Annotated in this window: 22 protein-coding genes; 10 read left to right on the top strand and 12 right to left on the bottom strand. The window is 33.0% G+C overall.

The genetic code is table 11. From position 1 onward, the window contains the following. The first annotated feature begins 13 nt into the window (after nucleotides 1-13). From dpaL to KTC92_RS09325, 5 genes are read left to right on the top strand one after another with little or no spacing between them, the layout of a single operon-like run. On the top strand, nucleotides 14-1225 hold the full coding sequence (gene dpaL, locus KTC92_RS09305; RefSeq protein WP_220286734.1) for a diaminopropionate ammonia-lyase: 1212 nt from the start codon (nucleotides 14-16) through the stop codon (nucleotides 1223-1225). A 58-nt stretch (nucleotides 1226-1283) separates the two neighbouring features. After that, nucleotides 1284-2594: a YgeY family selenium metabolism-linked hydrolase gene (locus KTC92_RS09310; protein WP_220286735.1), complete on the top strand. Its 1311-nt coding sequence runs from the start codon at nucleotides 1284-1286 to the stop codon at nucleotides 2592-2594. Between the two features lie 26 nt (nucleotides 2595-2620). Continuing rightward, nucleotides 2621-3814: a knotted carbamoyltransferase YgeW gene (gene ygeW, locus KTC92_RS09315; RefSeq protein ID WP_220286736.1), complete on the top strand. Its 1194-nt coding sequence runs from the start codon at nucleotides 2621-2623 to the stop codon at nucleotides 3812-3814. A gap of 28 nt (nucleotides 3815-3842) precedes the next feature. Beyond that, on the top strand, nucleotides 3843-5195 hold the full coding sequence (locus KTC92_RS09320) for a uracil-xanthine permease family protein (RefSeq protein WP_220286737.1): 1353 nt from the start codon (nucleotides 3843-3845) through the stop codon (nucleotides 5193-5195). A gap of 45 nt (nucleotides 5196-5240) precedes the next feature. Next, nucleotides 5241-5705: a nucleoside deaminase gene (locus KTC92_RS09325; protein ID WP_216304251.1), complete on the top strand. Its 465-nt coding sequence runs from the start codon at nucleotides 5241-5243 to the stop codon at nucleotides 5703-5705. Between the two features lie 119 nt (nucleotides 5706-5824). Here the strand turns inward: KTC92_RS09325 and xdhC are convergent, their stop codons facing one another. From xdhC to proB, 6 genes are all read right to left on the bottom strand, one after another. Continuing rightward, complete coding sequence (gene xdhC, locus KTC92_RS09330; protein WP_216304250.1) at nucleotides 5825-6313, bottom strand: xanthine dehydrogenase subunit XdhC; 489 nt, start codon at nucleotides 6311-6313, stop codon at nucleotides 5825-5827. After that, nucleotides 6306-7193 carry a xanthine dehydrogenase subunit XdhB gene (gene xdhB, locus KTC92_RS09335; RefSeq protein ID WP_220286738.1) on the bottom strand — a complete coding sequence of 296 codons (888 nt, stop codon included), beginning with the start codon at nucleotides 7191-7193 and terminating at the stop codon, nucleotides 6306-6308. Before xdhB ends, xdhC begins: the two co-directional genes overlap by 8 nt. Before the next feature lie 19 nt (nucleotides 7194-7212). After that, the gene (xdhA, locus tag KTC92_RS09340) at nucleotides 7213-9492 is read right to left on the bottom strand and encodes a xanthine dehydrogenase subunit XdhA (RefSeq protein ID WP_220286739.1); all 2280 of its coding nucleotides are present in this window, start codon (nucleotides 9490-9492) and stop codon (nucleotides 7213-7215) included. Between the two features lie 68 nt (nucleotides 9493-9560). Beyond that, nucleotides 9561-10904, bottom strand: coding sequence for a nucleobase:cation symporter-2 family protein (locus KTC92_RS09345; RefSeq protein WP_220286740.1), 1344 nt, complete (start codon nucleotides 10902-10904; stop codon nucleotides 9561-9563). A gap of 563 nt (nucleotides 10905-11467) precedes the next feature. After that, nucleotides 11468-12724 carry a glutamate-5-semialdehyde dehydrogenase gene (locus KTC92_RS09350; protein WP_220286741.1) on the bottom strand — a complete coding sequence of 419 codons (1257 nt, stop codon included), beginning with the start codon at nucleotides 12722-12724 and terminating at the stop codon, nucleotides 11468-11470. A 65-nt stretch (nucleotides 12725-12789) separates the two neighbouring features. Beyond that, a complete protein-coding gene (gene proB, locus KTC92_RS09355; protein ID WP_216304244.1) occupies nucleotides 12790-13608 on the bottom strand; it encodes a glutamate 5-kinase in 819 nt (272 codons plus the stop codon). Between the two features lie 325 nt (nucleotides 13609-13933). Here proB and KTC92_RS09360 point away from each other — a divergent pair, with 325 nt between their 5' ends. Beyond that, on the top strand, nucleotides 13934-14347 hold the full coding sequence (locus tag KTC92_RS09360) for a hypothetical protein (protein ID WP_165412644.1): 414 nt from the start codon (nucleotides 13934-13936) through the stop codon (nucleotides 14345-14347). Nucleotides 14348-14661: 314 nt separating this feature from the next. Here KTC92_RS09360 and KTC92_RS09365 read toward each other — a convergent pair whose 3' ends face one another. Next, on the bottom strand, nucleotides 14662-14826 hold the full coding sequence (locus KTC92_RS09365) for a hypothetical protein (RefSeq protein WP_165412643.1): 165 nt from the start codon (nucleotides 14824-14826) through the stop codon (nucleotides 14662-14664). A 225-nt stretch (nucleotides 14827-15051) separates the two neighbouring features. On the opposite strand from KTC92_RS09365, the gene KTC92_RS09370 reads away from it, so the two are divergent. Then, complete coding sequence (locus KTC92_RS09370; RefSeq protein WP_216304641.1) at nucleotides 15052-15231, top strand: asparagine synthase; 180 nt, start codon at nucleotides 15052-15054, stop codon at nucleotides 15229-15231. Nucleotides 15232-15472: 241 nt separating this feature from the next. Then, complete coding sequence (locus KTC92_RS09375; RefSeq protein ID WP_220286742.1) at nucleotides 15473-16648, top strand: amidohydrolase; 1176 nt, start codon at nucleotides 15473-15475, stop codon at nucleotides 16646-16648. 84 nt (nucleotides 16649-16732) lie between these two features. Here KTC92_RS09375 and KTC92_RS09380 read toward each other — a convergent pair whose 3' ends face one another. From KTC92_RS09380 to KTC92_RS09390, 3 genes are all read right to left on the bottom strand, one after another. Then, nucleotides 16733-18169 carry a carbon starvation protein A gene (locus KTC92_RS09380; protein ID WP_216303174.1) on the bottom strand — a complete coding sequence of 479 codons (1437 nt, stop codon included), beginning with the start codon at nucleotides 18167-18169 and terminating at the stop codon, nucleotides 16733-16735. 462 nt (nucleotides 18170-18631) lie between these two features. After that, entirely contained in the window at nucleotides 18632-19333 is a 702-nt protein-coding gene (locus KTC92_RS09385; RefSeq protein ID WP_216303175.1) for a LytTR family DNA-binding domain-containing protein, read from the bottom strand. A 4-nt stretch (nucleotides 19334-19337) separates the two neighbouring features. Further along, the gene (locus tag KTC92_RS09390; RefSeq protein ID WP_220286743.1) at nucleotides 19338-21011 is read right to left on the bottom strand and encodes a sensor histidine kinase; all 1674 of its coding nucleotides are present in this window, start codon (nucleotides 21009-21011) and stop codon (nucleotides 19338-19340) included. A 252-nt stretch (nucleotides 21012-21263) separates the two neighbouring features. Here KTC92_RS09390 and KTC92_RS09395 point away from each other — a divergent pair, with 252 nt between their 5' ends. Continuing rightward, nucleotides 21264-21872 carry a 3'-5' exonuclease gene (locus KTC92_RS09395; RefSeq protein WP_220286744.1) on the top strand — a complete coding sequence of 203 codons (609 nt, stop codon included), beginning with the start codon at nucleotides 21264-21266 and terminating at the stop codon, nucleotides 21870-21872. 30 nt (nucleotides 21873-21902) lie between these two features. On the opposite strand, the gene KTC92_RS09400 is transcribed toward KTC92_RS09395, so the two are convergent. Together KTC92_RS09400 and KTC92_RS09405 are read right to left on the bottom strand one after the other, a co-directional pair. Next, nucleotides 21903-22328 carry a thioesterase family protein gene (locus tag KTC92_RS09400; protein WP_220286745.1) on the bottom strand — a complete coding sequence of 142 codons (426 nt, stop codon included), beginning with the start codon at nucleotides 22326-22328 and terminating at the stop codon, nucleotides 21903-21905. A 43-nt stretch (nucleotides 22329-22371) separates the two neighbouring features. Continuing rightward, nucleotides 22372-23097 (bottom strand): hypothetical protein, encoded by a 726-nt coding sequence (locus KTC92_RS09405; RefSeq protein WP_216303179.1) that lies wholly within the window; start codon nucleotides 23095-23097, stop codon nucleotides 22372-22374. A gap of 231 nt (nucleotides 23098-23328) precedes the next feature. Between KTC92_RS09405 and KTC92_RS09410 the strand changes: the two genes are divergently transcribed. Next, entirely contained in the window at nucleotides 23329-23493 is a 165-nt protein-coding gene (locus KTC92_RS09410; protein ID WP_165412633.1) for a hypothetical protein, read from the top strand. The last annotated feature ends 82 nt before the right edge of the window (nucleotides 23494-23575 follow it).

Raw genomic sequence — 23575 nt, forward strand, 5'->3', positions numbered from 1 at the left:
TGGAGGTTTTGTTATGAATAAAATAAACTGGATACGGAATGAGCTCCCTAAAAACAGTAATAAAATGTTAAATGTAATGTCCCTTGAAAAAATTGATAAGGCATCCTCTTTTCATAAAAGTTTCCCGCAATACAGTCAAACGCCCTTAGCTAAACTAAATAATATGGCTAAATTTCTTGGCCTTAAGAATCTGTATGTAAAAGATGAGTCTTATAGATTTGGCTTAAACGCTTTTAAGGTCTTAGGTGGTTCTTTTGCTATAGGTTGCTACATTGCAAAAAAATTAGGTAAGGATATATCAACACTTCATTATGATACTATTACGTCGAAAGAACTTCTTAAAGAATTCGGACAAACAACTTTCTTCACAGCAACTGATGGGAATCATGGAAGAGGTCTTGCCTGGTCAGCTAACAAATTAAATCAAAAATCCGTCATTTTCATGCCAAAAGGCTCTTCAAAAACCAGATTAAAAAACATTCAAAAGGAAGGCGCTATTGCTACAATAGAAGATGTAAATTATGACGAATGCGTCCGCATCGCAATAGCCGAGTCGGCAAAAACTCCTAATTCTGTAGTTGTTCAAGATACTGCATGGCTTGGTTATGAAGAAATACCCTCTTGGATTATGCAAGGTTATGGAACAATGGCAATGGAGGCTAATGAACAACTGCATAATGATAATTGTGATGCACCAACACATATTTTTCTGCAAGCTGGTGTAGGTTCTCTTGCTGGTGCAGTCCAAGGCTATTTTTCAAATGCTTATCCTGGTAATCCACCAATAGTTACTATAGTAGAACCCAATAAGGCTGATTGTATATTCCGTTCTGCATCAGCAAAAGACGGAAATATAAGAATTGTTACTGATGACATGCAAACAATCATGGCAGGCCTTGCATGTGGAGAACCAAATACAATATCATGGGATATTTTAAAAAATAATAGTTCATTCTTTGTATCTTGCCCAGATAATATTTCCGCTAAAGGAATGAGACTACTTGCTGCACCTATTAAGGGAGATCCTACTGTTACCTCTGGCGAATCCGGCGCTGTAACAATGGGTGTTCTCTTTAATATAATGAAAAATGATAATTTAAAAGATCTAAAACAAGCTCTAAAACTTGATGAAAATTCAAAAGTACTCTTGTTTTCAACAGAGGGAGATACTGATCCAGATGTATATCGTAATATTGTATGGGATGGTAATTATTCATCATTGTAATAGTTCTCAATTTAACTAGTAATTTAATATTTATTAAAATTTAAGGGGGAATAAAAAAATGGATTTTAACAGTATTAAGGAAAAAGCGGAGAGCTATAAAGCTCCAATGACAAAATTCTTACGTGACTTAATTGCTATCCCTGGCGAAAGCTGTGGAGAAGAAGGTGTTGTTAAAAGAATAGAGCAAGAAATGATTTCTCTTGGTTTTGACAAAGTAGAAATTGATCCACAAGGAAATATTTTAGGTTATGTTGGAACAGGTAAAACTCTTATAGCTTTTGATGCTCATATTGACACTGTTGGTCTTGGAGATCTCAGCAACTGGACTTTTGACCCTTATATAGGTTTTGAAACTGAGGAAGAAATCGGTGGACGTGGTGCATCTGACCAACTTGGTGGTATCGTATCAGCTGTATACGGCGCTAAGATAATGAAACATCTTGGCATGTTAAGCGAAGACTACACAGCTCTCGTAGTTGGATCAGTACAGGAAGAGGATTGTGACGGAAACTGCTGGCTGCACATCATAGAACAGGACAAAATCAAACCTGAATTCGTTGTAAGCACAGAGCCAACTGATAGCGGCATCTACAGAGGACATAGAGGACGTATGGAAATCAGTGTTGATGTTAAGGGTGTTTCATGCCACGGTTCAGCTCCAGAAAGAGGAGACAACGCAATCTACAAAATGGCTGAAATATTAATAGATATCAAAAACCTTAACGCAAATGATGCTGCTGATTCTACAGAAATCAAAGGTCTCGTAAAAATGTTAGATAAAAAATATAACCCTAAATTCGAAGAAGCTCGATTCTTAGGACGTGGTACTGTAACTACATCAGAAATATTCTTTACTTCACCAAGCCGTTGTGCAGTAGCTGACTCTTGCGCAATTTCATTAGATCGTCGTATGACCTCTGGAGAAACCTTTGAAAGTTGTTTAGAAGAAATCCGTCAACTTCCAGCTGCTAAAAAATACAATGCTGAAGTTACTATGTATAAATATGACAAAGAAAGCTGGACTGGACTTTCATACCCTCAGGATTGCTACTTCCCTACCTGGGTTATTCCTGAAGATCATGCTGTTGTTAAGGCAATGGAAGAATCTTACCAAGGAATGTTCGGAACAACAAGAAGCGGTTCTTATAGCACTGATGAAATGAGAAAAGCTCGTCCGCTTACTGATAAATGGACATTCTCAACAAACGGTGTTGCTATAATGGGTCGTCATGGAATACCATGCATAGGATTCGGACCTGGTGCAGAATCTCAGGCACATGCTCCAAATGAAAAAACTTGGAAAGATGACTTGGTTAAATGTGCTGCTGTATATGCTGCTCTCCCAACGATTTATTGTAAAAATAAATAAAACTAAATAAAAAGGAGTTTTTAAAAATGGCTTTAATGGATAAATACATCAGCAAACTTAACTCCCTGGATTTTAAAAATATGTATAATAATGATTTCATGCTCACTTGGGAAAAATCAAAGGACGAACTCGAGTCAGTGTTCACAGTTGCAGAAGCTCTTAAAGAATTAAGAGTAAATAACATATCATCAAAGATTTTCGATAGTGGCCTGGGAATTTCACTCTTCCGTGACAATTCAACTCGTACAAGATTTAGTTTCGCTTCTGCTTGTAACCTTCTTGGTCTTGAAGTTCAGGATCTTGATGAAGGAAAATCTCAGGTTGCTCATGGTGAAACAGTAAGAGAAACCGCTAACATGATTTCTTTCATGGCAGATGTTATAGGTATCCGTGATGATATGTATATTGGAAAAGGTAATGCTTATATGCGTGAAGTTTCTAAGGCTGTACAAGAAGGTAACGATGAAGGGATTTTAGAACAACGTCCAACACTTGTTAGTTTACAATGTGATATAGACCACCCCACTCAATGTATGGCTGATACTCTTCATATTATAAATGAATTGGGCGGTATTGAAAATTTAAAAGGTAAAAAAATTGCTATGTCATGGGCATATTCTCCATCTTATGGTAAGCCCCTTTCAGTTCCCCAAGGAGTAATTGGACTTTTAACTCGTTTCGGTATGGATGTTGTTCTTGCACATCCAGAAGGTTATGAAGTTATGAGCTCCGTCGAAGAAATTTCAATAAAAAATGCTGCGAAGTCTGGTGGTTCATTTACAAAAACAAATTCTATGGAAGAAGCATTCAAAGATGCCGACATAGTTTATCCTAAGAGCTGGGCTCCTTTTGTCGCTATGGAAAAACGTACAGATTTATATGCAAAAAATGACCAAGCTGGTATAAATACACTTGAAAAAGAACTCCTTTCACAAAATGCTGAGCATAAGGATTGGCAGTGTACTGAGGAACTTATGAAAACTACAAAAGATGGGAAAGCACTTTATCTTCACTGTTTGCCCGCTGATATCTCTGGTGTTAACTGTGAAGTTGGAGAAGTTGCAGCTTCTGTGTTTGATCGTTATCGCAAACCACTTTATAAAGAAGCAAGCTATAAACCTTATACAATAGCTGCTATGATTTTCTTAAGTAAAGTTAATAATCCACAAGAAGTTTTAGCTATGCTTGAGAAGATCAATAAAGAGCGCAAATTAAAATAACCCAAATTAAATGCTGGGGGGAGTTTTTATGAGTTCTAATCAAAAATCCTTATTATTCCAATATGATGGTAAACCTTCACTTAAAGAGATTATACCGCTAGGCATGCAACACGTCGTTGCTATGATTGTTGGTTGTGTTACACCGGCTCTCATAATTGCTGGCGTTGCAAATCTCACCGCCGCTGATAAAATTTTACTTGTACAGTCCTCACTTTTTTTTGCTGGTATAGCAACCTTAATTCAAATTTTTCCACTTGGTAAAGTTATTGGTTCAAGATTACCTGTAATTATGGGAGTAAGTTTTGCATATGTTCCAACATTAACGGCTATTACTGGTGAATTTAATATTGCTACTGTTTTGGGAGCCCAAATAATAGGTGGTTTAGTTGCTATAATTTTTGGGATATTTTTAAAAAAACTTTTAGCATTCTTTCCACCTCTTGTTACTGGTACCGTTATATTTAGCATAGGATTATCACTCTACTCAGTCGCTATTATATATATAGCTGGCGGTGCTGGTTCTCCAACTTTCGGTTCTCCTAAAAATTGGGCTGTTGCTCTAACAACACTTGCTGTTGTTATGTTTTTAAATTATTTTACTAAGGGGACTCTCAAACTTGCATCTATTTTAATAGGTATAATTGCAGGATATGTTATTGCTATATTTCTTGGAATGGTATCCTTTGATGCGGTGACTTCAGCTGGCTTATTTCAAGCTCCAAAACCACTACACTTCGGTATAAACTTTAATATTACAGCTATAACATCTATGGCTATAATGTATATTGTAAATTCTGTTCAAGCTATAGGTGATTTATCTGCTACAACGGGTGGAGGTATGGATAGATCTCCCACTGATAAAGAACTTTCTGGTGGTATTATCGGAAACGGATTTTCAAGTATAATTGGTGCTTTCTTTGGTTGTATGCCAACTGCGACATATAGCCAAAATGTAGGTATAGTAATTACAAATAAAGTTATCAATAAGTGGGTATTTGCTTTTGCTTCTTTTGTTGTAATTTTAGCAGGTCTTATTCCTAAATTTGCTTCACTGCTTACAACTATTCCTCAATGTGTTCTTGGCGGAGCAACAATCTCGGTTTTTGCCACAATAACAATGACAGGAGTTAAAATGATTTCTTTAACTAATCTTACAATGAGAAACTCAGCAGTTGTAGGAATTGCAATTGCATTAGGTCTAGGTATTGTTCAAGTTCCCAATGCATTTGCTCTATTCCCATCATGGTTTATATCTATATTCGGAAAATCATCCATTGTTGTTACAACCATAGTTGCAATAGCACTAAACCTTATCTTACCTAAAGATAAACCTGAAAACGTTACTATTACTAATAATAAATCTAAATCAATAAACATGTAAAAAAATCAAGCCACTTTAGTGGCTTTTTAATGAGGTGGTATAAAAATGAATAAGTTTATGAAAATCGCTATAGAAGAAGCTTTAGCTGGAATGGAGAACAACGATGGTGGCCCTTTTGGAGCCGTTATTGTAAGAAATGGTGAAATTATAAGTTCCGCTCATAATCAAGTTATTAAGACCAACGACCCTACTGCACATGCTGAGGTTACAGCCATTAGAAAAGCTTCTAGTGCACTTGGTAAATTCGATTTATCAGATTGTATAATATACTCCTCTTGTGAACCTTGTCCTATGTGTTTTGCAGCAATTCATTGGGCAAAAATAAAAACACTTTATTATGGTTCAACAAGGCAAGATGCTGCAAATATAGATTTTGATGACCAATATATTTATGATGTAATAAACGGAACGGCAAAAAAATTGCAAGTTGAAAGGCTACAAATAGATAGAGAAGAGAGCCTTGAAGCTTTTAAAAAATGGAAAATTAAAATAGATAGGGTTCAATATTAGAACATAAAAGCAAAGCACTTCCATCGCAGCGATGTAAGTGCTTTATTTTTCATTTCTTGAATCTTCATTATTGTTTTAAACCAGTGACGATCGAAGTTTAAAACATTTCACCATCGTTCTCAATGGTTACAATTTTCGCAACGATGCTTTTTAACTTTTTCTACAGCATTCAAAATATTTTCATAACCTGTACAACGGCAAAGATTACCTGAAAGTTCTTTTTTAATTTCATCTGTTGTATACTCTTTACTGTCTTCAAGAACAGGGATAGATGCCATAACAGCTCCACATGTACAAAAACCGCATTGGACAGCACCTTCATCAATAAATGCTTCTTGAATATCTGATATATTTCCATCACCATCCATTAAACCCTCAATTGTACGAATTTCTTTACCCTCTGCCCAAATTGCAAGGTAAATACAAGAATCAAAAGCTTCATCATTAATAAGGACAGTACAAGCTCCACATTCTCCAACCTCACAGCCTTTTTTAACGCTCGTAAGATGAAGATGATTTCTGAGAACATCCGTAAGTGACTCTCTATCATCTATCATAAGTTGTTTAGGTTCATCATTTACTGTGAAGTTTAAAATTGCATTAGCCATTTACCACACCTCCTGATAGTCTTATTGATTCCTTTAAAGCCCGTTTACACAATTCATAAACAAGCTGGAGACGAAAATCTTTAGATGCACGCCAGGAAGTACGCGGATTAACTTCTGTCTTTGCTATTTCTCCAAAAATATTGAACATTTCATCAGATATTTTCATTCCCTTTATGGCTTCTTCAGCTTTTGGACATCTCATAGGGACAGGACCTGCAACCCCAAAGGCAAGATGTACATCGCAAATCACATCTTTTTGCATATTAAGTTTGCAAGTTACACTGCATCCAAGGGTTGCAATATCCATTGCATTACGCATAGAATATTTAATATAATTACCTGTGAAATTTTCATAATTTTCTTTTGTAATATATATAGCCGTAAGTATTTCACCATTTTTTAAACTAACTTTTCCTGGACCTACATAATACTGCGCAATTGGAATAACCCTCTTCCCATTTGCCCCTTCTATTTCAAGAATAGCATTCAGTGCAAATAACGTCGATGCACTATCAGCACTTGTAACACCATTTGAAATATTCCCTCCAATTGTGCCAATGTTTCTTAACTGTGGGCCTCCTATTTCATCAACCGCATCTCCCAGTACTGGAATATGTTTTTTAATAATTTCATTTTTTGTTATATGTGAAAAACTAGTAAGGGCGCCTATTTTTATACTACCATTTTCCTCCATAGATATTCCTCTTAGCTGGTCTAATCCATAAATACTTATAAGAGAACATCCAGCAAGCTTTCCATGACGAATCTTAATAAGTACATCACTCCCACCTGCAATAATTACAGCATCAGGTTCATCCACAAGATGCTGTATTGCATCTTGAATTGAAGTTGCACTATATATTTTTCCGATATCATACATTGTTATGTCACCTCCATCTTTATATCAAATTTTGATTCTTAAATTTTTCTACAAGTCTTTGTGGCGTTAACGGAGCAACATTGAACTGAACTCCTGTAGCATTTAGCACAGCATTTCTAATTGCAGGTGCAACGGGGATCGCAGGCGGTTCTCCTAGTGCCTTGTTACCAAAAGGCCCTGACACATCATATGTTTGCGCAAACTGTGCTTCCAAGTGTGGTGTATCCATCATAGTTGGAAATTTATAATCTAGTAAATTGTCATTAAGTAGTTTGCCAGTCTTTTCATTAAACAATAGCTGCTCACTTAAACCATAACCGAGTCCCATGCTCATACCACCATGTACCTGGGCTTCTGCAAGTGCTGGATTAATAATTTTACCAGAATCATGTACATTAATAACTTTAATAACTTTAATTTTACCAACGGGAATATCAACTTCAACATCGACAAAACATACTCCAAAGGAAAACGTATTTGATTTACATTGGTTTGTTTCTTCAGCTGTTATATGAATTGATCTTTCTACATTGTAAAGTGCATGAATAGCAACTTCTTTAAGTGATGCTAAAACTTCACCAGTTTCCTTGTTTATAATATTATTATCTTTAAGATCAATATTTCCTGATGGAACTTTTAACATGAAATTTGCGTGCTCAATTATTTTTTCTTTGAGCTTTATAGCAGTTTTTTTAGCGGCCATCCCTGATACATAAGACTGCCTCGATGCATAAGCGCCTGTGTCAAATGGTGTAATATCTGTATCTTGAGTTGATATCATATGGACATTTTCAATTGGAATAGTAAGAACCTCTGATACCATTTGACTAAATACCGTATCTGCCCCCTGACCTATCTCTGTCGCACCCATTTGAACTTGAACAGAACCATCTTGATTAAGCACAATCCTACAAGATGCTGTTTCGAGTGATATTGGATAAACACCTGTTGCATAACTAAATATTGCCATACCAACACCTTTTCTTACAGGCCCTGTTTGATTTTGGTATTCTTTAATTTTATTGTCCCAATCAATATATTTTCTACCTTTTTCGATACATTCGTAAAGACCATTACAATTGCATTTAACCTGATTATCAACAAAACCTACTTTCATAGCATTAAGTTTTCTTATTTCAATCCTGTCTAACCCAAGTTTTATTGCAATATCATCCATATGGGATTCAAGCGCAAAAGTGATTTGTGGTATCCCATAACCACGCATGGCACCAGATGGAGGCATATTCGTAAATACCGAATACATATCCCCTTTAGTTGCAACCGCATCTTGATATATCTGTTTAAATGCGTGGCCAGCTTTATTTGTTACACTATGTCCATGTGATGCATAAGCGCCTTTATTACCATATATTTCAACTTTTCTTGCAACAAATCGTCCATTTGATCTTAGATAACTTTTAATTTTGATTTTCATGGCAGTACGCACGCGGGTATTAGCAAAATCCTCTTCCCGGGTCAGATCAAGTTTGACACATCTACCACCGATAGCCTTACATAAATATGCATTAAGTGGTTCATAAAGAACATCTTGTTTATTCCCAAACCCACCCCCTATATATGGCTTAATAACTCTGATTTTACCCCAATCAACACCAAGTGCTTGACCAATTACACGTCTTGTAATATGAGGGATTTGAGTTGATGAAACAACAACAATTCTTTTTCCCTCTTCATATGCATAGGAAATTGGATTTTCAATCTGGCAATGTTTAACGGCCGGAGTTTCGTATTCCCCTTCAAAAACAATAAGTCCTTGTTCTTTTATCGCATTATCATAATTACCCATTTCATAACTTGTATGCGAAAGAATATTATCAGGGTAATCTTCATTGATTGCTTTTGCCCCTTCTTTTAAGGCAGCTTCTATGGACATTAATGGTTCATATTCATCGTATTTAACTTTTATAAGATTAATTGCTCTTGTTGCAATTACATTATCTTTAGCAACTACAGCTGCTATGTCATCACCATAATATCTAACTCTTTGATTAAGTAACTTTCGGTCTGCAATATCCGCATGACTCGGGTCAATTGAAAAAGGATGCCCAGCTGTTGGAAATTTAATATCAGGAACATCAAAACAAGTTACAATTTTTACAACCCCTGGAAGTTTCATCGCCTCTGTAGTATCAATAGCTTTAACAAGACCATTCGCAATTTTACTATGAAGAACTTTAGCAACTAGAGCATTATTTAATTGAAAATCATCTGTATATAGTGCCCGTCCAGTTACTTTATCAAAAGCATCAACCCTCTTAATACTTTTCCCAATACTCATTTTTTTCCCTCCTTATATAAATGCGTCCTTATTATATTCAATAACCTCTTATGATCTAATAATATTTTTTATTGTGAAACTGTTTTTGAATCTAAGTTAGCTTTCGATTCTTCTTTTAATACAAAATTAAGTAATAGAGCTGACACTGTACCTGCACTTATACCTGAAGAAAAGAAACTTTTAACTGCTGACGGCATACTATTTAAAAGGTCTGGCCTTACAGTAACTCCTAACCCTATTCCAATTGAAATCGCAAGTATAAGCATATTTCTGTTGTTAAGTTCTACACCTTTAATAGTCTTAATTCCCGCTGATACTATCATTCCAAACATTATAATACCGGCACCACCTAAAACCGGGCTTGGCATAATTGCAATAAGGGCACCAATTTTAGGAAATATACCTAGTCCCATTAAAATAATTCCAGCAACAGCAACTACAAATCTACTTGCAACTTTAGTAAGTGGTATAAGCCCAACATTCTGCGAAAATGATGTATTAGGCCCAGCATTAATAAATCCTGCTATAAGAGACCCAACACCATCGGCAAGTATACCTTTTGAAAGTTCTTCTGAAGTTACCTCTTTTCCCGCTGCTTCACCAACAGCCATAAGACATCCTACCGTCTCAACAGTTGTTACTAGATACGCTGTAATAAATGCAACAAATGCACTGAGCTTAAAGGCAACACCATATTTGAAAATTGTTGGAAATTCAATCCAGCTAGCATTTGCAATTGCTGAAAAATCAAGCATTCCTAATGGAAAACATATTGTGTATCCAAATACCAGACCAATTATAACTGATGCAGAAGAAATGAGTCCTTTACCGTATCTATTTAATAAAGCAATTACTAACATAACCGCAAACGCTATACATACATTCCTCACGCTTCCATAATCTTTAGATCCGACTCCACCAGCAGCCCAATCTATTGATACAGGTATTAAAGTTAAACCAATTAACATAACAACAGTTCCCGTTACAATTGGTGGAAAAAACTTCCTCAGTGGTTTAATAAAATAACTTAAAAAAATCTCAATGAAAGATCCCATTATTGTTGCACCAAACATTCCCGGCAACCCGAAAGCAGAACCTACTGCTATAGATGGTCCAACAAATGTAAAATCAGTTCCCATAACACATGGAAGTTTAGACCCTACAGGACCAATTCCTTTGGCTTGAATAAATGTAGCGATGCCCGCTGCAAATAATGCGGCACTTACTAAAAATGCAATGTCTTTCACTGGTAGTCCTAAAGCACCTCCAACTATTAGTGGAACTGCTACAATACCTCCGAACGCCGCCATAATGTGTTGAAAAGCAAGTATGATTGTAATGTGGATTGGTGGTTTGTCGTTTATCTTATACAAGATACCATCGTTGTTTCTAGGTGAATTTACTGTCCTCATAGAATATATCCCCCTTTTATAATTAAATTATAAATAAATTTACAATAATGGAGACTGTATTTGTACTCTAGACATTGTGATAATTCAAAATACTACAAAGGAATGAATAATATAATCCTACTTACTATATTTATTACGCCTTTTTTTAGGATGCATACAATAAATATAGTTACCTTTCGTATACGTTTTCTAGATTCATTTAGAATATTTATAAATAACTAACGCTCTGTTATTTTTTTGTAAAAATATTGTTTTTTTTCCTATTATACCCTTCGTCAAGATTACCATCTTGACAAATAAAAGTCAATGATTTACAAAACTTTTAACCCCTTAGCTATTTCTGCAGCCTTGGCAAATGGACAAGAAATGGAATTGTTGCATTCCAATATAATTAAGGGCTGTGGTGAATGTTTAAAGCTATGTACAAAAAATACTAAAATCTAAAAAAGCACTGTCAATATTATTGAAACTCAATAATATTGGCAGTGCTTTTACTATTTTTAATTTAAAATATTAATATGATTTTAGTTACCCTACATAAATTTTACTTTTGAGGTAGCTCATTATTCCCTAACTTGCCCATCTCCATATATAAGATATTTTGTAGTTGTTAACTGCTCAAGCCCCATTGGGCCCCTAGCATGAAGTTTTTGATTGCTTATACCTATTTCTGCACCAAATCCAAATTCTGCGCCATCTGTAAATCTTGTAGAAGCATTTACATATACACAAGAGGCATCTACTTGCATTAAAAATCTCTGCGAATTTCTATAATTATTAGTTATTATAGCTTCTGAATGTTTTGTTCCGTATTTAAAAATATGGTCAATAGCTTCTTCCATTGACTCAACAACTTTAATTGAAAGTATTAAATCCAAATACTCAGTATCCCAATCCGCGTCGATCGCAGCCTTCGCATCTTTAATAATTTCAATTCCTTTTTCACATATTCTAATTTCCACACCTAATCCATAAAGTCTTTGTGCAAGCCTTGGTAAAAACTCACTAGCAATATTTTCATGTACAAGTACTGTTTCTACTGCATTACATACTCCCGGTCTTTGAGTTTTAGCGTTAACTACTATTTCTTCCGCCATACCTAAATCAGCCTCTGAATCCACATATATATGACAAATACCTAGCCCTGTCTCGATTACTGGTACAGTAGCATTTGCTATAATGGCTTTTTTAAGTCCAGCGCCACCTCTAGGAATAATTACATCTACGTAATCATTAAGCTTTACTAACTTATTTACTAATTCTCTATCCACCATTTCAATAAGCTGAATACACCCTTCTGGTAGTCCTGCGAAAGTAGCAGCTTTTTTAATAACTTTAGCTAAAGCCATATTAGTATTTATAGCCTCTGAACCTCCTCTGAGTATTATTGAATTACCTGCCTTTAAGCATAAAGCTGCTGCATCTACAGTTACATTTGGCCTTGACTCATATATCATACCTATAACGCCCAATGGAACTCTTACCATGGAAATATCTAAATCATTTGGTCTTTTCCATCTTTTTATTCCGTCACCTATAGGATCAGGAAGTGATGCAACATTTTTAAGTCCCTCAGCCATATTTTCAATTCTCTGCTGATTAATCATTAATCTATCCAGCATTGCAACAGACAAATTATTTTTCTTACCTAATTCCATATCCTTAATATTTGCTTCAATTATAGCGTTTTCACTGTTTATTAAAGCTTTTGCCATATGTAAAAGTGCATTATTTTTCGCATTAGTGCTAGCAGTAACCATGATTCTAGACGCATCTTTAGCACGTCTGCCTATATTTATAATATAATCTTCAAAATTCAATTTTTCTCCTCCTTGGCGCTTTATAGCATAGATAACAGCTATGCTATTACAATGTGTAACCTATTCTATCTCTCGCTCATGGTTTTTGTATTTCTTTCGAATAATGTCCCTACTTCACGACCTTCTAAAATATCATTAATAATATTAGGTTCAGAGCCTTCTGCAATAATCATAGATGCATTTGCAGCTACTACAATTTCTGCTGCCTTAATCTTAGTTGCCATACCCCCAGTTCCAAGATTTGACCCTACACCTTCTGCAGATTCCTTAATTTCATCAGTAATCTCGGATACATTATAAATGATTTTCGCATCAGAATTTGTCCTAGGGTTTGAGTCATACAATCCATCAATATCGGAAAGTATTATCAATAAATCCGCACCTATTAGACTTGTTACCATTGCAGATAATGTGTCATTGTCTCCAAACATTATTTCATCAACGATTACAGCATCATTTTCATTTACTACAGGTATAACCCCCTGAGATAGTAACGTCAAAAACGTATTATGGGCATTTAGATATCTTGTATTATCTACGATATCCTCTTTTGTTAAAAGAATCTGTGCTATAGTCTTTCCATACTCTGAAAAAAACTTTTCATACATGTGAATTAAAATGCCTTGACCTACAGCGGCCGCTGCCTGCTTTTCTGGTATTGTTTCCGGCCTCACCGTAAACCCTAATTTCCCCATGCCTGCTCCTATCGCTCCAGAGGTGACTAGTACAACCTGAATTCCTTGATTATGAATATCTGCCAATTGTCTTATAAGATTTTCAATACGTTTAAAATTTAATAATCCTGTAGAGTGGGTTAATGTTGAAGTTCCTACCTTTACCACAATTTTTGTTACACCTTTTAAATATTCTTTTCTACTGTTCATATAACCACTCCCCATCTCATTCTAATATTTAATTTAATTTTCTGTTTTTATAAATTTACCATACTTTTTAAAATTTTAAAAGATATTTTATACATAATACTAATTTAATTTTACACCATATAAATTACCAGGGTTAATTAATTTATAAAATTTTGATTTTTAGGATGAGGTTATTTAAGTAGAGTTTTGTATCATAGTGAATTTAATGATATAATTAATCTATTGTCATTAGCCATCTAAAAAATAGACTATCATGCTTACTAGTTATTTTTTTAAGATGCCTTAGTTAATGACTAAATAAAAAATGTAAAGTAGGAAGATTAAAATGAGAAATGCAAAATTAGAAAGAGCAATAGTTAGAATAGATAATGAGATTTCCGCTATGAACATAGCTAAGAAATACTTATCAAATTTAGATGAAATTAAAAATGTACAACACACTTTAAATAATAAAAGACAGCTACTTGCGGACGAATTGTATGTTGAAGACAAAAAATGTTATGAAAAGTGTTGTGACGTTATAGACGACATGCTAGATAAAGAGCTAGGAAAAGAAGACCAAATAGAATTACTTGAAATGATTAGGGAAAATTTTGGAAGACAATCCCCGAACGTAAGCAAGAAAAGTAGTGGCCTTAATGCCTGGTTAAAAGAACTTTGCATTGAATACCATTGGATTAAAAATGAAGAAACTGATTGGGATATGGTTGTTATTACCGGATTTGGGTTATATGAATAATTACCAAATTTTAGATTACAACTAAGTCCCTAATTATAATTAACCGCCATGTTGAGTCAACATGGTGGTAATTGATTTATAATAAAAAACTGCTTATAAAATAAGCAGTTTTTTATATTTTCTTTATTTACCTACCACTGGAACCCTTTTAGCATCGTCTTTCTTCATTTTCTTATTATTATCACCTTTAGGCTGAGCTTGCGGTCTACTCATTCCTTTTTTCGCCATAATTTTTCCTCCTTAAATTTATTTTAATATGCCTCATTACCTTATTATCTTTTACATATTATTTTGTTTAATACTAATACATTTTATTATTTATTCTTTCCTCTAATTTTATCATTAATCTGTATGACTTCCTCTTCATTTAAACTTGTTAAGTTTAAAATTTCAATCATGCCCTTGCCTTCTTCAAGCAAATTTTTTATATTTTCAACTTCCTCTTCATGCTGACCTTTTGGCAATTTTGTTTTTTTCATAGACTTTTATTTACCTCCTCTAAACTTTAATAAAATATTGTAATATCTTATTTTTACCTAGAAGATAACTTTTATTCTAAAACTATTAAATATGAATATAAAATGTGAATACATTATAATCCATATTTAATAATATGTAGACTATATTCTATATATTTTATAGTATTAATAATCTCATATTTGTAAAATATATTAACATATTATTAAAAAGGGAGGTCTTTTAATATGCGTGAAGGATTAATTCCAACTATGTTAGGTGCAGTTGTTACTACGGCTGGAGCATCATTTTCAAAAAACAGTATGAATAAAAAAAATATGCTTCCTATGATTGAAGCAGGTGTTATTGGCTTCGGGCTTGCTCACATTGTGTTAGGAGCAATTGATTTGGTTGAACACAGACGATAACTTACTTTGTTACATTTGTCTAAATATTAAAAAGTCTTTCTAATTTCAAAAAAAATAATTTAGAATAAACGAAAAAGCTGATTAGAAATTTCAATTTCTAATCAGCTTTTTTATAGTATCTAATCTCTAAATTCCCCATAAAATCTTTTTACAATATTTACTAATCAATGTTATAATAGTATTAGTATAATAATTTCATTATAGAAATGTTAGTATATCTAATAATTGAGGAGTTGTTTATATGATTTTAATTAAAAATGCCAATATACACAGTATGGCAAATAAGGATTTTGAAAATGGAATGATTTTAATCGATCATGGTAAAATTATTGCTATTGCAAATGACGTAAATCCACCCCGTAACGCAGAAATTATCGATGTTAAAAATAAGTTTGTTATGCCAGGAATGATTGATGCACACTGCCATCTTGGAATGTGGGAAGACGGAATGGGCTTTGAAGGTGCTGATGGTAATGAGGCTGTTGACCCAGTTACCCCTCATTTAAGAGCAATCGACGCTATTAATCCTATGGATATATGTTTCAAAGATGCAATCGACGCTGGAATAACAACCGTTGCAACTGGTCCAGGTAGCGCCAATGTAATTGGTGGACAGTTTACGGTTATTAAAACCTATGGAAATAGAATTGATGATATGATTGTAAATGAGTGTCTTGCTATGAAAGTCGCCTTTGGTGAAAATCCTAAAAGGGTATATCATGCTCAGAAAAAATCCCCCAGCACAAGAATGGGCACTGCTGCTATTTTAAGAGAAAATCTCATTAAGGCAAAGATGTATATAGAAAAACAAAATAAAGCCTTAGAAAATCCTGATAAAATGCCTGAATTTGACATGAAAATGGAAGCTTTAGCAAAGGTCATAAAAAAAGAAATACCTCTAAAAGCTCATGCTCATAGAGCTGATGATATCCTTACTGCTCTTCGAGTCGCAAAGGAATTTAATATAGATATAACCCTTGATCATTGCACAGAAGGCCACTTAATTATAGATTATTTAAAAGAAGGCATTCAAAAGGGTGTAATATTAGGTCCTTCGCTTTCTAATAGATCAAAAGTAGAACTTAAAAATTTAACTTTTAAAACGCCTGGAATTTTATCAAAAGCGGGTATAAAAGTAGCCATAATGACAGACCATCCTGTTATCCCACTTCAATATCTCCCAGTATGTGCTGGCATTGCATCAAGAGAGGGTATGGATGAAGAAGAGGCCCTTAAGGCAATAACTATAAATGCTGCAGAAATACTTGGCATAGATGGCATTGTTGGAAGCTTGGAAATTGGAAAGGATGCCGATATTGTTATATATAGTGGACATCCCTTTGATTTAAGAAGTAAAGTAGCATTGGTAATGGTTAATGGTGAAATTGTAAAAAATGAAATTTCAAAGGAATTTTAAAGGAATTTTAAAGGAATTTTAAAGGCTGTCAACATAATATTTATGTTAACAGCCTTTATTTTGTAATGAGATTCAAAAGAAATTTTATATATTAATGTTGCTTTTTAATTCTACCTTTTTTGATGCAATCAAGAAAATTACCATTGCTGCAATTGCTCCTATAATCCCGATCGTGTATGAAATATTTTGTGAAAGTTTAAACCCCTCTGGGGCAATTAAGATGTAAGAAGTACATACGGCTGTCATAAATGTAGCCGGCACCGTTGCCATCCAGTGTTTTTTACCCATACTAACCATATACATACCCGCTGTCCATAATACTATAGTAGCTAAAGTTTGATTAGACCATCCAAAGTATCTCCATATTATTGCAAAATCCATCTTAGTTAATATGAATCCTACCACAAATAGTGGAATACTAATTACAAATCTGTTTTTAATAGGACCTTGACTAAATTTAAATGCATCAGCCAAAGTTAATCTTGCACTTCTAAACGCTGTATCACCAGAAGTTATAGGACATGCTACAACCCCGAGTATAGCCAAGATTCCACCAACTTTTCCAAGCAAACTAATTGAAGATTCGTTTACTACCCACGCTGCTGTATGACCACTAATCGCCATAGTAGCATTTAACTGATCTACTCCTCCAAAAAAACTCATTGCTGCCGCTGCCCAAATTAATGCAACTATACCTTCCACGATCATTGAACCATAAAATATCTTTTTACCTTGTTTTTCACTACTTATACACCTTGCCATTAAAGGCGATTGAGTTGCATGGAACCCCGAAATAGCACCACAAGCAATAGTTATGAATAACATAGGAAATATTGGATTTTTATCTGAATTTGAATGCATATTAACCAAATTTGATAGTGTCACTTCTGGAATATGGTACCTACCAAAGATTAAAGCAAAAGCAATACCAACTGCCATAATCAACAAGCAAAATCCAAATATAGGATATATTTTTCCAATAAGCTTATCTATTGGAACCATTGTTGCCAGTAAATAATATGCGAATATTATATAAACTAATAGTTGAAAATTCATACCTGTTAAATCTTTTAATATACCTGCTGGTCCAGTTACGAAAACTACTCCTACTAGTATTAAAACTATTACCGAAAACACTCTCATAAAGTTTTGAAATCCTTTACCAAGATATTTTCCTACAACTTCAGGAATACTTGCACCATCATGTCTTGCTGATAGCATACCTGAAAAGTAATCATGAACTCCACCTGCAAAGATGCATCCAAAGACAATCCACAAAAATGCAACTGGACCCCACATTGCACCTGCAATTGCTCCAAATATAGGTCCTAATCCTGCAATGTTAAGAAATTGAATTAAGAAAATCTTCCATCCAGGCATTTCAACAAAATCTACACCATCCGCTAGCCTTACAGCGGGTGTTTTAATTGACTCGTCTGCTCCAAAAGCTTTTTCTACAATTGTGCCGTAAATAAAATAACCTGCTATAAGCGCTATAATTGCTAAAATAAATGATACCATTTGAACTCCCCCTAATTATTTATCAACTAAATTATAATGTATTTTTAAGAACTGAATACGCTTTCATACATGAAACGACAAAAAAAGCACATAAAGTGCTTTTATATACCCATTGTTTGTAAATTTGCAATATATGGTCTATATTTTATAAAAAGTCCGTTAATATACTATTTTGTAACAATCATCTTTATTTTCATATGCCTTAAATCATCTCCTGCGGAGCTGCAACAGCATCTGCCCCAAAGGCCTTTTCTACAATTGTACCATAAATAAAATAACCTACTATAAGGGCGATAATTGCTAAAATAAACGATACCATTTTAACTCCTCCTCAATATTTATAATTACATTTCAATTTATTAACATAATTATATTATATTGACATAATTATAATATATTATTAAGAATTAAATACAGTTTTATACATGAAAAGAAAAAACAAAAAAAGCGCATGGAGTACTTTTATATGCCCATTAGTTGTTTAAACTCAATTATATTATTTCTACTTACCGGTATATGTACTTCTTCACCTTGCAGTTTTAACATAAAGGTATTGTTAAACCATGGAATTATTTCAGTTATTTTATCAGTATTTATAATATATGATCTATGACCTCTAAAAAAGAATTCTTCTGGAAGCTTTTTATAGAACTCAGAAATGCTACAATTTATATTGTATTGCATTCCTTTAATATAAATTAATGTTTCTCTTTCTCTTGCTTCACAATAAGAAATATCAATCATACTCCTCACCATCATTTTATTATCTTTCCAAAGTGTTATTTTATTATTTATACTTTTTTTATCGAAAAATTTCTCAATATTTTTTAATGTACTAACTATACGCTCTTCTGAATACGGCTTTAATATATAATCATAAGCCTGAATTTCAAATGCATCTACAGCATAATCTTTATGAGCCGTAATAAAAATAATAAGGTAATGTTTCGGGAAGTGATTAATAATTTTACCTAATGCCATTCCATCTAATTTAGGCATATTGATATCCAAAAAAATAATATCCGGTTTGTTTTGCTCAATAAACTCTAATGCCTTAATAGAATCATCAAATTCATCCATTATTTTTATACTACTGAAATTATTTATGAAGTACTTTAGCTCCTCTCTTGAAGGATATTCATCATCAACAATAATACAATTCATATCGTCACTCCCTTATTTCCCTCACATTGAAATTGATTCTAGTACCACTCGTACGTCTTTCTATCCTTAATCCTTCACCATAAATATACTTTAATCTATTATGAACATTTGACATGCCTATTTTATTTTCTTCCATTTTACCTTCATAGACTTTTTCTATAATCTCTTTTGAAATTCCAACTCCATCATCTTCAATTACTATTGTAATGTCACCAGCCGCAATTTTTTTAATTTCAATTGTCACGCTGCCGTATCCTTTCCCCTCTAAAATACCATGTTTAATAGAATTTTCAACTATTGGTTGAATGATCAGATTTGGAATCTTGACATCTAAATCGTCTTCAATATCATAAATTACATGAAGTTTTTCTCCAAACCTTGCTTTTTCTATCTCTATATATGCTTTAACCTGCTCTAGTTCACGGTAAATATCTACGAGATTTTCTCCTGTTTCTAAATTATATCTCAAGTAAGTGGATAAATTTATAATTAACTCTCTTGCACGGTTAGGATCAAGTCTAATAAATGAAATTATAGTATTTAGTGCATTAAATAAAAAATGAGGGTTTATTTGAGCTTGTAACGCCTTTATTTCAGCCTTATTTGCCATATTCTTTAGCTCTCCTAATTTACTAATTTCTAATTGAGTAGAAATTAGTTGGGATAATCCTACGGCTAAGTTTATATTTCTAAAGGAAATTGCATCCTCGCTGCAATAATATATTTTTAATGTTCCTATCATTTCGTCTCCTTCCTTCAAAGGAGCAATGATTGCGGATTTCAAATTGCACTTAACATTAGGACAATCTATCTGTTTTGCATTAGTTAAAGAAAGTAAGTTTCCCTCTCTAATAACTTTTTTTGTAGCTTCTGTTACAATCCGTTTTCCTCTTATATGATGATCAGCTCCTACACCTACATGAGCTAATATATACTCCTTATTTGTTATAGATACTGCATCTGAATGAATTGAATCTTTTATTATTCCACATATCTCTTCAAATGAATTTTCTTGCATTTTTCTAAAATATGGCAATGTTTTATTAGCTATTTCCAAAGCTATTTGTGCTTGTTTTGCTGCGATTTCTTCCTTTTCCTTATGTATTTTTTGAATTATTAATATTAAGATTGCGATTCCTATGGCATTTGTAAAGCTCATAGGTAAATATATACTTTCCACAATTGTTAAGGCCCTACTAAAAGGATGTGCCATCACAAGTATTAAAATCATTTCTAACGTTTCAATTAGAATCCCACCAATTAGCCCATACAACCACTTGTTATTTTCATTTGATTTTTTATATATTATACTTGCAACTATTCCTGAAATTATAGTTACGATTGTACAAGGTATTGATGTAACCCCTCCTACATCTACTAGTAGCCTGTGGATTCCAGCTATAACCCCTGCAAGTATTCCTACAAAAGGACCACATAATATTCCCCCTGCCATTACTCCAATAATTCTAGTGTTAGCAATCGCTCCATTAAACTCTGTTCCCGTGTGGGTCCCTAAAATTCCAAATGTTCCAAAAATTATCGAGAGCATAATTAGATCTTTTTTTTTGAACTCATCTTTTTGAACGATCCTCTTAAAGCTCCCTATCCTAGAAACGAAAAAAGCAATAAGAATCACATACCCTAAATTATTAGTAAGATTTCTTAACAATTCGATCATACATATTAACTCCATTTCACCCAATATATCTAAAAATAACTAGCTTAGTCTATTTTTCACACATGATTAAAGAAGGCTTTATAAATAGTATATACAACATTCTATAATATATAAAGATATATTATCTATGCTATAATTACTATAAGGTTATTTTTAATTAATACGAAATGTTGGAATACTTTAAATAGCCTTTATACATTATTCTATTAATTGTAAATATACACCTAGGTGATAACTACAGGAGGGTCTCTAATGCGAATGATTTTTTTTGATACAGAAACTACTGGCATAAGGCCAGGTAATATATGTCAACTAAGTTACATCCTTGTTGATACTAATTATAAACCAACAAAAACAATAGGTAAAAATATCTTCTTTACAGTAGATTATATAGAGCCATCTGCGCAAGATGTGCATGGTTTCAGTGTAGAGGCTTTATTTAAACTAAGCAATGGCAAAACTTTTGAAGATTCTCACGAAGATTTTATTGATGACTTTTTAACCGCAGACATTCTTATAGGACACAATGTTAATTTTGATATAAAATTTTTAACTCATGAACTTGAAAGTTGTGGGCATAAGCTAAATCTTAGCCATACTTTTTGTACAATGAAATATTATAAAGATATATGCAAACTTCTTACTTCAAGAGGTGGATATAAAAACCCAAAATTATCAGAAACTATTACATTTCTTAAGTTAAATGAGACTCATATAAATTTAAAAAGCAATGAATATTTTGGAGATACTTCAAATTTTCACGATGCTAGATTTGATACTACTGCAACCTATTTGCTAGTTACAGAAGGTATTAAGAAAGGCTTTATCCCTAAACATTATTTTTCAAAGCTTGTTAAATAATTTATAATGAAAAGATAGAATAATCGTACATTATTCTATCTTTTCAAAGAGTTTTTCAAATCCACTCCACATCTCCATATTGACTTTTTTAAGATTTACAACTCTAAATTTTTCATTAACAAAAGCATGAGTTGTACTGCCTTTAGCTAAGATTTTCCCGTCATTTTCTCTAATAACATTATAATTGAATATTACCTTAGCCCTATTTAGCTCTTTCATGAATGTTTGAATTATAATTATATCTTCATATTTTGCACCTTCTATGTACCTACAAGAGCTCTCTACCACTGGTAACATAATATTATTTTCTTCCACCTGTTTATAGGTCATGCCTATTTCTGTTATATACTCCGTTCTACCTACTTCAAACCAAGCGTAATAATTTGAATGATGCACAATCGCCATTTGATCCGTCTCTACATACCTTACTTTTAATTTCGTTTCATTGATATACATTTTCATTTCTCCAGTCTTCATTTGTATTAAACTCTAAACATTATTAGAATTCATATATTATACCATCGCAAAATATCCTTTTAATAACCTTATTATATACATATATTTGAATTGTATCACCCTTTTTCAAGTATAACTCTACAGGCAAATTAAGATCACATACAAAATTTCCTGATTTTATTTTTAGTTTTGTCCTGTGAATATGGTTTCTTCCCGCCAAATCTGCAATGTCTGCCCCTAATAGCAACCCCTGTCCTGAGGTCATGCTATCAATTTGTATTCTTGGATAATCAATAATCTTTGCAACCATAGGAATATCATTTCCTATTTTTTCATTACTAACATATACTGTATCCTCATTCATAATTATTGAATCATTTTCAATTATAACATTATTAATATCCACCAAGAAATATGCATTGATTTCTTCATTTGGGATGCTTTTATAATGAAATTTTTCTTCACAACGTAATATTCTAAGATATACCAATTTCAACAATTCTTCATAGGTATTATCTTTAAATTTTCCAAATTCTTTTCTCATTACATTATCTATGCTTTTGCTTAATCTTGGTTCATTAATTTTCCCTAAAATGTTTTTACAGCCCAAAAAGCTAGCTAACTCCAATTTTATTTTGCTTTTATTAAAATCCTTCTCTTCCAACTTAATATCTGTGTTAGCAACCATAAATACACTTGTATATTGTGGATATGCAGCTTGAATAAACCCTAAATATTTCCTATTTCTATCGTATACATTAAAAGGCATATTACGTCACTTCCTCCTAAATTATTTTTAAATCATATAAAAAATATTCCATATTAATATTACACCTCTATTTAAAATTGTTAAATACAAATTTCACAAAATATTATTTTACTTAATTACTTAAAAAGGTAAAAATATCTCTACTATTTATAGTAACTTCCTCATGCAAATATTTTTATGATTATTAGGTTATATTATTATATAACCCTAATATAAAAGGAGGTAATACTTATGGACAATAATAAAAGTCACATGAAAACTGATAAAAAAACTAACGCCGAACTGAGAAAAATGTTCCCCCAAAGCGGTGGTGATATAGGAATTGAAAATGGCGTGAAAATTGATGCAAATAATGACAAATTGACTAAACGCTCTAAATTATCTCATAACAAATAATATTTTTATCGCTAGAAAAACTCCAGAATGTTTCTGGAGTTTTTTAGTTTGTAGTTTCCACTTCACTACCTTATGCACTTTT

The organism is Clostridium sp. CM027, from assembly GCF_024730565.1.
Taxonomy (GTDB): Bacteria; Bacillota; Clostridia; order Clostridiales; family Clostridiaceae; genus Clostridium_AD; species Clostridium_AD estertheticum_B.